This window comes from Bacteroides mucinivorans (assembly GCF_034654355.2).
In the GTDB taxonomy this organism is placed as follows: Bacteria; Bacteroidota; Bacteroidia; order Bacteroidales; family Bacteroidaceae; genus Bacteroides; species Bacteroides nordii.
This window is the reverse complement of the sequence record NZ_CP178179.1, coordinates 271478-283761: the sequence shown is the minus strand read 5'-3', so window position 1 is coordinate 283761 and position 12284 is coordinate 271478. Positions and strand designations below refer to the sequence as shown.

Below are 12284 nucleotides of genomic sequence, written 5' to 3'. Positions count from 1 at the left end.
TTCAATTTTCCAGTTTATTAAACCAATTCCTTTTTAATATTACTGAAGTAATTATAACAATAATAACTGCTACAATAAAATAAATGAATTGCTGTAAAACGAGATAAATCGACGACGCCACCAGAGCTGTCTGCCAGATAATCCCAACTCCAACATTAATAAGATCTCTACAGCAATCAGAATTTTCCTTAAAATCAGGAGTTTCAGCTTTAACAAGTACATCAATAGGCTTCCAAATCCCCCATGGACGAGTTGTTTTATAAAACTCTTTCAAAACCTCTAAATCGGTAGGAGGTACTGAATAAGTTCCCCATACACATCCAACAATGGAGCAAATAAAAATAATCGGAAAATAGTATAAAGGTAACACTCCATCAAAGTAAGGAACTACCGGAAGAATCAATGCCGGAATCATGCCTGCAGCCATACCTAAGGCAAAACCACGTCCATTAAATCTCCACCAATGCCATTTTAAGATATTCGCCGCAATATAGCTACCATACAATGCACTAGTAATCCATTGCAACACACTATTCACATCTTGTGCTAATACTCCAAAACAAATACTGACAACGACAACAATTAAACCCACAACAATATTTGCACGATTGGCTTGTACGGGTGTCGCATCTTTCTTAAAATACTTTATATAAATATCATTAACAATATATGCCTGAACTGCATTTAGAGTTCCTGCAAAAGTAGACATAAATGCAGCCAGTAATCCAGCAAGAATCAACCCAGTTATTCCAGCTGGAATCCAAGGGTGATTAATTACTGCCGGAAGAACTAACTCAAAATCAATCACACCGGCAGGAGTAGTAATTTGCCCCTGTATTTGATTAAACAAAATAAGCCCTAATATGGCAAAGCCTGTAATCATTATATAACGAACCGGCATCAATACCAATGTGACCGAGCCACTCATCAAAGCTGCTTCACGAGGAGAACGAGTTGACAGTATTTTTTGCATATCATAAGTAGGAGCCGGGCCAGCAACGCTAGCTAATACACCTTTCAAAAGAACTAATCCAAAGAAAAGGCTGAAAAGCTGGTAACCATCACTACCTATTTTATTGTTAAACTCAACAAACTTACCTGTCCAAGTCATATTTAACTCTTGCCCAAACCACGGAGAAAACCAACTATTTGGTAACCACGAAGAAAACTCAATGATATCTAAATGTAATATCGCAATAATAGCTACAGCCACGGAAGCTAAACCCATAATGATGTATTGTGCCACATCTGCCCAAACAATACTCATCATTCCACCCATCAAAGCATAGAATACTGCAAACAGAGTAAAAATAACACCCCAGACATGAGGAATATATGCATCAGGAAGAAAAGACAAAAAAGGGAAGACGCTTTTTAATGGCATAAATATCTCCACAAATTTACCCATACCAATAAAACCGTAAGCCAACATGCCCAGTCCAACCAAAATAGCAAACACAACAATAATCCAATGAGAGGTCACAGCACCATTATCCGTTCCGAAACGAAAGCGAATCCACTCTGCTCCTGTCGTACAATTGGAACGACGTAACCAAGCCGATAAATAAACCATCAGAAATATTTGGTTAAAAACAGGCCAAAGCCAAGGTATATAGATACTCTTAAGTCCATATACAATAGTTATACCAACCAGCCATACAGTACCAGAAATATCAAACATACCAGAGGCATTAGATAATCCCAACAAATACCATGGGATATGTTTACCTCCCAACAAATATGATTCCAGATTCTGAGATGCGCGACGCTTCAAATGAAATCCTATAAAGACCAATACTCCCAAGTAAACGGCAACAATAGTAAAATCAATACAAGAAAGAAAAGAATGATAATCCATCAAATTTATTTTTACTTTCAATATTTATAATAGTTGTACAAAACCCTCTATCATTTATTTCAAAGCATTGTCCAGTCTCAACACCCAGGCATTTAAACACGGAAGCTCATTTATATTCAGCGACGGTAATTCAAGACGTACAGACGAATCATTACACTGACAACTAATTTCCTTATTATCAGAACCTAACAATACATTTTTCATACTATCAAAATTTAAAACAGCACCATACTTTATTTCCAATGATCTGTCCTAAACGGTGAGGCTGGTAAATCAGCTCCGTTATACAAATTACATTCTGGATTAGCAGCCCAAGCATACCTCACTGCAAGTGGATAAGGAACATTAGGAGAACTAACCACTACTTCTTCTCCATCTATTTCAGCCTCTGCCCAATAAAACTTGTGATCCGGACCAGCTATTGAGAAACCTTTTATCGAATCCCCTCCTTTAATCTTTAGCCCGCCATCAACGTGATCAAACTTAATCCTCACCTGATTATTTTCAATGATATATGAATTATACAGAGGCCCGGAATAAACAATATCCTCTCCATAAGTCTTAGCCCTTGCTATTAATGCCAACCTGTCACCAACCTCTTTCTTTCTTTTGGGATGTACGTTCTTGGCTTCTCCCAATTCTATAGTTACTGCCATCCCAGTATTAGCCATACACAACGTTTCAAATTGAGCTTCTCTTAATTCAGCCCATTGTGCACCAGTCGGCTCCTCATTTCTTTCTCCAAAATTAGGTAACTGTACAAAATAAAAGGGCAACGTTTGTTTCCATTGTTTACGCCAATCAGTAATCAAGAGCGGAAATATATCTTTATACTGCTCTGCACGGGCACAATTATATTCACCTTGATACCAAATGATTCCCTTTACAGCATAAGGAATGATAGGATGAATCATTGCATTAAAAAGTACAGAATGGATATTAGGACCATCTCTATCAACGGAATATTCTTTGAGAGTATCCTTTTCACAACTATCTAAATCAGTTATCCGGGTTATTGCTTCTTTACTAATCCACGATTCTGCAATAGTCCCTCCCCACGAAGCCGTAATTACTCCAATAGGAACATTTAAATGGCGATGAAGATTCTTAGCGAAAAAATACGCAACGGCAGAAAAGTTTGCTGCAAACTCTGGCAAACAAACCTGCCAAGTACCCTTACGTACCTTCTTCAAATCACTGAGTGGTGACAAACTAGCAGCACGTTCAACATGCAAAACACGTATTTCGGGACATTGAGCCAAACGAATTTCTGCTTCATAATTATTTATTTTCCCCCAACTTCCGATAGGCATCTCCATATTAGACTGTCCGGCACAAAGCCAAACTTCACCAATTAATACATTATCCAAACGAATGCTCGTTTCATCTGAGACAATAATATAATATGGACCACCTGCCTGAGGAGTAGATATTCTTGTCCGCCACTCACCTTTATCTGATGAATTAACCAAATACTCTTTATTGTTCCAAGAAGTTTTAATTGTTACAGTACACCTCGGAGTAGCCGTTCCCCAAAAAGCTACTTCAGTTTGTCGTTGTAATACCATATTGTCCGTAAACATAGCGGGTAATACAATTTTTGCATGCAGGCGCCAAGAATAGCCAGCGGATAGAAAACATATTAACAAGAAAAAAAATCGTATTTTCATATTATTCTATGATATTTTTTAAACCTATACTAATTAACCAATTGTTCCGGGCATAGAACTGTTTCAAAGGCCACTTCCTCCTCAGCCGGAATAATAGCTTCAAATCCTATCAAAACAACATTAGGGTTTGGAGCGTCATAACTATTACCAGATTGTGCAGACCATTTTTTTATTTGAACCTGATTCTGACTTTTAATTTTCACATTCATCCTTTCCCATCTTGCTCCAGTATAAAGCCATCCTTCTGTATCTCTCTTACCTGAGTTCTTGTCAACATTGTCCAACGTAAAAGAGCTTGCTTTGTAGCATCTGTTTCCACACTATCTCTCACCACTACATAAGCGCCGTTTACCATCGCAATTTCTCTTTGACAAAAGAGCAGTTCATCCTTAAAAATAGTAGTCAAGTCAATCGTTGCAGACTTCAAACCCTCACTATCAACAAACGATTTCCAATGCGCATACCCTTTTACATCATGTAGTTTATTATTAATGGTAAGGGTATTATGAGCATAATTATTATAACGGAAAACCTTCCAACGCTCCGAATGTTGTTCATTACTCCAGATTTGCATTTTTTTCGATTCCAAAGATTCATAGTCTTGCATTCCCAAATCCATAGCCCATCGTATCCCCATAGCATCCATCACAAAGGATCCAACATCCATATGTGAATGATTACGATTACTACTGGAAGTTCCTCCTTTAATGCCCACATACAAAGTATTTTTATCAGTCCAAGAAGTACGCATCAATGCAACTGGTGTAATGCCCTCTCCTATCCACATCATCTTTTCAGGAGGAACAATTTTGTCTATTTCTATATTTCTACCCCATAAAAATATTAGCGGAAACAGTCTATTTGCCCAATAGCCAGAACATTTATCTTTTTGTATGAAGCTTTTTTCTGTCCATAATAAAGAAAGATCCCCAGTTTTCTTTGCAAACCAAAACATAACAGGTGCTAACCCATGCTCATCACCACAATCTGCATAATTAAAACTATACCCGGTTGGACCAACCATCTGCTCATAATAATAAGGGGTATTCATAAAACCTGACGACAAAGCTGGCAGCAAATCCCAATCACCAACTTTCTCCAGGGTTCCCAATAAAAGAACATTAAAAATTGTTCCATACCTCCAATATGAATACCCTTCAGGATATGCCCCGTCAGGTGCATATTCAGCCATAGGTAGCTTTACAGATTCTACTGCCTGCCGAATAAGAGATCTACACATTTCCGGATTTTGTTCATAAACCGCCAAAGCAGCAATTGCTATACCTGCATTACATACTTGATTCCAATTATGATTTGCTTTCAAATACCAATTATATCTCTCATCCTGTGCAGGTAAGAGTCCTTTCGTCATGATAGCTTCACTAATGATTCTGCGTGAATCAGCCGATAATCTGGTATACAACCAATCAAAACCAATGGCAACTCCTAAGACCATTTCAGCTACATCCAGAAAATGAGATGGATTCCAATCAGAAAAACGACAAACAGTAAGTAATTCTTCCTCTGCACGTTGAAAATATGTTTCATTTCCAGTAATACGATACGCATAAGACAAAAATAATATTCTTCGAAGAGCTTCCCGAGAAGTAGCTAATAACCGCATACCTACCTTTTTCCTTTCCAACAATGGTCGATTAAGCAGATTATTACATTCTTTGAGGAAATTTCGATGTAAACCAGTCCAAAGAGTATCCTTAAATAAAGCTTCTTTTATCTCTATCTCCTCCTCACCAGACATTAATATACGGGGATGTGAAGGTAATACTTGTGCATACATATTTAATTCCCCCTGAAAAAGTAAAAAGAATATCAAAAGAAAAACAGTTCTCATATGTTCTCTGTTTTTAATAATTTCGATACCGCAAAAGAGCCTCTATGAAATAATAATCACCATAACTCAAAGGAGCATCCAATTCTGAATTCTGAGGAATATTTCCTACTCCATGTTTTAATATAAAAAAACCATTTGTTCCTACTTCAGCCATATACTCATCCGAAGCAAGCATACGAAGTTGCTGTTCCGCTACTGTGTAGTACCTTTCACGGCGATGACCCTCCGAATATTTACTCAATTCCAACAAAGCGGAAGCGATAATAGCAGCAGACGAAGAATCTCTATAATCATCAGGTATACCAGGAGAATCAAAATCCCAATATGGAATTTTATCTTTCGGCAGATGTGGGTGATTCAGTATAAAATCTGCGATATGCCATGCTAAATTCAAATAATCTTCATTTCCTGTCTCACGATACATCATCGTATACCCATAAAGTGCCCATGCTTGTCCACGTGCCCAAGAACTATCGTCACCATATCCCTGATCAGTCCCTCGCTGCAACACTTTACCACTTTTCAAATCATAAGCAACCACATGATAGGAGCTATAATCCTCTCGAAAATGATGCAATTTCGTCGTATTCGCATGAGAAATGGCTATATTCTTAAAAGTATCGTCTCCCGTTCTCTTATAAGCCCACATTAACATCTCCAGATTCATCATATTATCTATAATTACAGGATAAGAATAATCACGCCATTTATTCCAGGAACGGATACACTTCACAACCGGATTATACCTTGCAGATAAAGCGTGTGCACCGTTAATAAGAACTCCCTCTGATTCAGATGTCGGATTCAATCTAAATCCATTCCCATAACTACAATACAGCATAAACCCCAAATCATGGGTACTCGTGTTAAACTGTTCCTTTTCAATACGTTTAGTATATAAATTAGCATAATCAAACAGTTCTTCACTACCCTTATTATTTTCATACAAATACCACAATACACCAGGGAAAAAGCCACTACACCACCAATCAGAAGAAGAGGTCACTAGCTCTCCATTAGAGTTCAAAGAGCGCGGTAATTTACCTTCTTTATCTTTCAGATGTCTGGCCATCAATAAAGCCTGTTTTTCGGCTTTAGCAAGTGCTCCATCTACCCAATGCCGATAACTGGTAGTAAGATATTTTTCTACTATCTTCATTTGCGGAGCATCTTTCCCACCTTTTGGTGTAAGGCTAAGAGGATATTTACCCCACCATGGACCTGCTGCCCAATAGGTAGCATTCACACCTTCGCTCTGTAGATAATTTAAAAAGTTATCCATAGTGACCAACCAACGCTCATCGTCATCCGGAACACCATATTCACCAACAAGCCCTTTTAACTGATTATTTTTAAGCCAATTAACAAACGGCCGAACCCTTTCTATCCCTCGTGTAGGAGATCCTTTCTCCGCATCATATGATCCTTTATAACTTCCCGAAGCATCCGCATCAAAATAAACATGCGCCTCATAAATCAAATTATTCACAGGATCCTTTAAATATTTCAATGTATCACTCTTCTCTACCCATCTCTCCGCAGAACTCCAATCGTCCCCCCCAATAATTATTGGTCGTTCTTGATCACTTTTTCTTATTGCCTCAATACCTTTCTGTGCCATTTGAAACCAGGAAACCGAACTCCCTAAATCATGAGGCTCATTCATTAATCCGTAGCCATAGATATTGGAGAATGAACTCATTTCCATGGCAAAACGCCGCCAAAAATCTGCAAAGTGATCTAAGGTTACCCCATTAGTACCAATAATACATTTCACTCCTTGGTGATAACGTCGTGCATAATTATGTAAATCAAGAATCACGCTTATACTTCTTTTCTCTGCCTCACCTACAAAATCTTTAATCCGTTTCAGCTCTACAGAATTAAGTTCACCATTCAACTCATGCTGTATCCTTTCCCACTTAAAAGGAAAACGAATCAGTTTCAACCCTTTATCTTTAAAATAATCCAATTCTTCTACTTTCGGATAAGTATAATGCTTATCATATTTACCTGGTAAATTTGCTTCATCAAATTCTGCACATGCCAAATTCACACCAAATGGTTGATACGAATTCTGATTATATACTGCAATTGGTTTTTCATAATCAGTTTTCATCCGATAGGGCATTTCGTATACCTGACTCCCATTTTTGTCTGTAAAATAAAGTTTTGACACAGACATACTATCAGCATTCCCGTCTGCCCAAAATGCATAAAAATCATTATGAGCATATAAAGGACGACGAACATACGAATGGTTTCGTGGGCTATTCTTAGTAACATTTGCTACTTTAGTCCAGTGTTGGCCTTCATCCCAACTTTTCCACAAAGCAATTTCTCCTCCGGTACCAAATTTTTGCGGTCCATCCTCTGTCGGTCCAATCACTGTCCAGACATCATTATCTACATAAATAGACCCCATATCATAATTATGAGAAGAAGAGCATAACACATGTGAGTACCACTGTCCGTTTTTTCTGTGAAGTACAACCCATTCTCGGGGATCTCCTTTGGGGCCCGGTTGATAATGTTTACTTATAACTGCCAGAATAATAGGATTACCATCTTTATCAAAATTCAAATCATTCAAGTACACTAATTTATTCTCTTTTTGATAATCATATACCAAAGCTGCACTTTGCGGAGAAGTCAATGGAGTAGTTAATGTCACACCATCCACTGTTTGCCAGGTTTGTCCCATATCTTCTGTCTGAACCAAATAAACATTAGTCCGAGAATCTGCTCCTCCGTCAGGATGATAATTAAAAACAGTAACAACTTTGTTCTTCCATACATTACTAAGCTGATAATGTCCTCCCATACCAGCTAATTTCTTATCCGGAGCCCAGTTTATTCCATCAGGACTCGTCGACCAATAAAGTTCTCTACCAAACGTACGTTCAGCAGTATACTTCGTAAAAAGATGAATAAATCCCTTACCTTCTATATACCAAGGCTGAGGATAAGTTATTACCGATTGATACTTTTTCTCAAAATGATCAATACAATATGGCATTGTACTTTTGTATACTTGTCCCAGACGACTAACATTCCTCCCACTTACAAATACCCAAATAAATCCATCGCTATCTATAGTAAGAGAAGCATTATCATGAGGATCATCCACTCCCATCTTATCACACACAACAACTGGGCGGGCCAATGTTCCACTTTTATGATCATAACAAGAAATCATAATCAGTAAATGCTTATCTTTTTCACTGGTGGTCCCTCCATAAACAAAAAAGGTTTTATCAACTTTTGAGGCATAGATAGCCACAGGAGTATGATTAGCTGTATAAGTAGCCAATCCACCAGAATATTTGTCTCCATACTCCGACTTTTGGCCAATTGTATACCAAATCCCCTTATATCCATCGATCCGGAGATTCTGAGCTTTAGAGTATAAAGTAATACCCAATAGAATAAACAGAGAGAATAAACGAACACTTTTCAATGCCATATTATTTATATTAAATTACAAACCTATTAAAAATGAGAATAGAAAAAGGGGTTACATGAGACAACTAAGGTTCCATAACAAGTATACTTCACCTTAGTGTCTCACATATAAATTTTGAAAAAACGATTATTTCACTCGCAATCGTTTAACGCTAATTGTCATTGTTTTTTTTGCATTATCCACTTTATTGACATAAATAAAAGCACGATATATTCCATCAGCAGTTTCAACCCATGTTCCTGCATCTTTCTTTATGTTAACAATAAAATTGGAAGCATTACTAAAATTCATCTGATAGAAATCCAAATCATCAATAAATGTTCCATATTGATCACGAGCAAGTTGTTGGTCAATAGCTCCAAAAGTTCTTTGTAATGATGTCATCCGATTCACTCCTTCCGGCAAAACAATCTCTGGTAAATAATCCGAGCCGACTCCTGGTGAAACTAATGCATGCAAAAAATCAATCCCGGAAATCCTACGATATAGATATACCAAATCAATCTTGTCCGCTTTAGTTGGCATATTCTCATTGGTATACACTGCCATATCCGAGATAGAAAGATAACTATCCGTAGGAATTATCATATCAAGTTTTATATCCATATTAGATATAAAATATGTCCCCATGTCGTATGAGACACTTCTACCATTACTGTCTGTCGCATAAAAACTAAAAGAGATATTCTTACCACGAGCTTCTTCAGGAATCACATAATAGTAACGTAACGTTGCTGCACATGTATCTTTCGTAAATGTAACTTCCGTCATCATTCCTTCTGTTACTGACGGGCTACCAATCTCAACTCCTTTATCATCTCCTCCCTGATCCGTATAAAACGATCTGTGTTCCAGATAAGTACCGTCTGCTCCGGCAATAGAAGCCTTGACCTTTGCAGAAATCAGCTTTCCTTGAGAAGGAGGAAGTGCCATAGCATAAGCAAATTCTATTTTCGCCCCCACCAGATTAGGTCCCAATGAACGCTTTATACAATCATTTTGTAAAGTTGTTCCAGCCGCAGGTACCTCGTATTCATTCTCACAAGATGTAAAAACGAAACATAAACCAACGATAACCATTAAAAAATAATATTCAATAGACTTCATCGTATTCATTTTATTTCTGTTGTACACTAACATAAACTGTATATATTTTCCGAACTTTTCTATTACCCGAAATAACCGTATATTGCTTAGGATTTGCCAAATCCGAAAAGTCAACTTTCCCTTCTATCTTAGGTTCCAATTTAGCATCTGTTACCAAAGAAAACTGAGGATAAAGATTCTTCAGATCAGTACCATACAGTACTTCCACATGAATGGTTTGCTTCATCGTATCAATAACGGCTGCTCCATGTCTCACAGTCTGATAATCAACGCCCAAAAGTTCGAAACTACTTACATAACATTCTGAACGTTCGGTAATTAACAATCCATCTTCATCAATCGGAAAATTTGTACATCCGATCCAGGTTAATACTATAAAAAAAATAACTATATATTTTTTCATTACTTTCAATATTAATTTGAATTCAACATTCTTTATAGGCCTTCTGGCTATTATAGCCAAGGAGTATTTTGAGTTAAGTTCGGATTACGATCACGTTCTTTAGGTGGAATCTGAAAAATATAAGCTTGTTGATACAATCTCTCATTCAAATTCTTATACCAGCTATATACTTTATCACTGTGTGTATCACCCATCCAAACCTCTTCTGATCCCGGTTCCCCCCACACTCTTTCAATAGCTCTCCATCTACGCAAGTCAAAAGCGCGATGTCCTTCAGCTATCAGTTCTATAATACGTTCCTGCTCGATAGCGTCGAAGAAGGCTTTTTTGTCAGAAATCTTGTCAGAGGCCAAAGGAGGTAAATTCCCCCTATGCCGGATTCTGTTAACCAAAGCAATAGCATCCTGCTGTGGTCCGTACAATTCATTTGTCGCTTCCGCATACATCAGATAGACATCAGCCAAACGAACTACCGGCCAGTTATAGTCACCTTCACCACGATCTGCACCTTCGTAGTTACGAACAAATTTACGGAAAACGTATCCAGAGTTTGTACCATCGGTATTATACGATGTATACTGTTTCCTGTCAATTGTAACTTTTGCATTCCATGATTTATATATAAATGGTACCCAATCTGTTTTCTTTAAAGATGCTAATCCTTGGATCATTTCATAATCCCACAACATTGATGCTTTCATACGATAATCACGATTCAAATAACTTTCCGGATTCACTGCTGAATTTTTAGTAGTTCTTGCATTTGGCGCATTCGGGTTCATTGGAATCAACGGATCTGTGAAATCACCTGTTACAGTAGATTGATAACGATCTGCTAAACGAAATGTAGGTGTCACCCAACACTGAGAATTCTGAATGTTACGCCCTGCGAAATCACGCATCAATGATTCCCCTTGTCCAGTTCCTGGTCCTCCATGAGTGAATGCAAAAATAATTTCACCATCAGTATTGACGTTACCTGTAGTAGGAAGAAACAAATAGAAGTAATTAGGTAGTACATTTGCATCACCCAGTTCTCCCCATTCACCAGGTTCACCATTCCTAAACAAATTTAATCCATAGTCATTAATTACTGCATGGAAATCATCAGCAGCAGCCTTATACGCCTTTCTCGCCTCCTCTTCGCTTGGAGTAAAAGTATCAAGTTCCGGCCATCCGAAATGATTCCAACAAGCCCAATAAAGTTCGAGTTTACCTTTAAACGCTAAAGCTGCAGGCTTAGATGCCCGCCCTATCTGCTCTGATTTTACTGGAAGTTTCTCAAAAGCATAATTAAAATCTTCAATAATATAATCTTTGATTTTCGCAATGGAAGTACGTACTATTTTATCCATCTCCATTTGATTGTACACCACATGATCTATATACGGTACATCACCCCACATAGAAATCAATCGAAAATAAATCATTCCTCTTAACAACCTGGCTTCACCAATAACGGTTTCAAGCTTCTTCTTCGATTCTTCTGTTTTGGCATTCGGAATCATTTTCAGTGTATTCTCTATCACATAATTGACCCGATGTATGCCACCATAACAGAACTTATAATACGTATCGAACTTTGCTCCAAAACGGTAAGACGGATCAGGAAAATAACATCCTCCTTTATAAGCAGCCCCCTGTGTTATATTGGTAGTAGTATTACTCAAACTACCGCTACCATCTCTGACGCGGACATACTCACCTTGCCCATCAAAATAATAATCTCTACTAAAAAGACCACGTACATCAGCATACGCCCCCATTAAGCCATTCGTTGCATCCTCTTCTGTTTGCCAAAATTCCGTATTACCTAATTCAGTTGTAGGAATTTGGTCCAAAAGACTATTTACACACCCCATTAAAAGTATTGATGCTCCACCCAGTAATATACCCAATATATAATTTCTTCTATTTTTCATGATATT

At 37.6% G+C, this 12284-nt stretch carries 9 protein-coding genes; all 9 read right to left on the bottom strand.

Going from position 1 to position 12284, the window contains the following annotated elements:
* Position 1 precedes the first annotated feature (1 nt).
* The 9 genes from VCM39_RS00975 to VCM39_RS00935 all read right to left on the bottom strand — a co-directional run bounded on the left by VCM39_RS00975 (position 2) and on the right by VCM39_RS00935 (position 12278).
* Positions 2–1858 carry a sodium:solute symporter family protein gene (locus tag VCM39_RS00975; protein ID WP_221650128.1) on the bottom strand — a complete coding sequence of 619 codons (1857 nt, stop codon included), beginning with the start codon at positions 1856–1858 and terminating at the stop codon, positions 2–4.
* Positions 1859–1912: 54 nt separating this feature from the next.
* Complete coding sequence (locus VCM39_RS00970; protein WP_221650129.1) at positions 1913–2062, bottom strand: hypothetical protein; 150 nt, start codon at positions 2060–2062, stop codon at positions 1913–1915.
* Positions 2063–2091: 29 nt separating this feature from the next.
* The gene (locus VCM39_RS00965) at positions 2092–3441 is read right to left on the bottom strand and encodes a sialate O-acetylesterase (RefSeq protein ID WP_321028891.1); all 1350 of its coding nucleotides are present in this window, start codon (positions 3439–3441) and stop codon (positions 2092–2094) included.
* Between the two features lie 116 nt (positions 3442–3557).
* Positions 3558–3737 carry a hypothetical protein gene (locus VCM39_RS00960; RefSeq protein WP_322932401.1) on the bottom strand — a complete coding sequence of 60 codons (180 nt, stop codon included), beginning with the start codon at positions 3735–3737 and terminating at the stop codon, positions 3558–3560.
* On the bottom strand, positions 3734–5380 hold the full coding sequence (locus VCM39_RS00955) for a heparinase II/III family protein (protein ID WP_322932400.1): 1647 nt from the start codon (positions 5378–5380) through the stop codon (positions 3734–3736). Before VCM39_RS00955 ends, VCM39_RS00960 begins: the two co-directional genes overlap by 4 nt.
* A 13-nt stretch (positions 5381–5393) precedes the next feature.
* Positions 5394–8846 (bottom strand): cellulase family glycosylhydrolase, encoded by a 3453-nt coding sequence (locus VCM39_RS00950; RefSeq protein ID WP_322932399.1) that lies wholly within the window; start codon positions 8844–8846, stop codon positions 5394–5396.
* 126 nt (positions 8847–8972) lie between these two features.
* On the bottom strand, positions 8973–9962 hold the full coding sequence (locus VCM39_RS00945; RefSeq protein ID WP_223381581.1) for a DUF4466 family protein: 990 nt from the start codon (positions 9960–9962) through the stop codon (positions 8973–8975).
* Position 9963: 1 nt separating this feature from the next.
* Positions 9964–10356, bottom strand: coding sequence for a hypothetical protein (locus VCM39_RS00940; RefSeq protein ID WP_195660434.1), 393 nt, complete (start codon positions 10354–10356; stop codon positions 9964–9966).
* Positions 10357–10406: 50 nt separating this feature from the next.
* A complete protein-coding gene (locus VCM39_RS00935) occupies positions 10407–12278 on the bottom strand; it encodes a RagB/SusD family nutrient uptake outer membrane protein (RefSeq protein WP_322932398.1) in 1872 nt (623 codons plus the stop codon).
* Between the last annotated feature and the right edge of the window lie 6 nt (positions 12279–12284).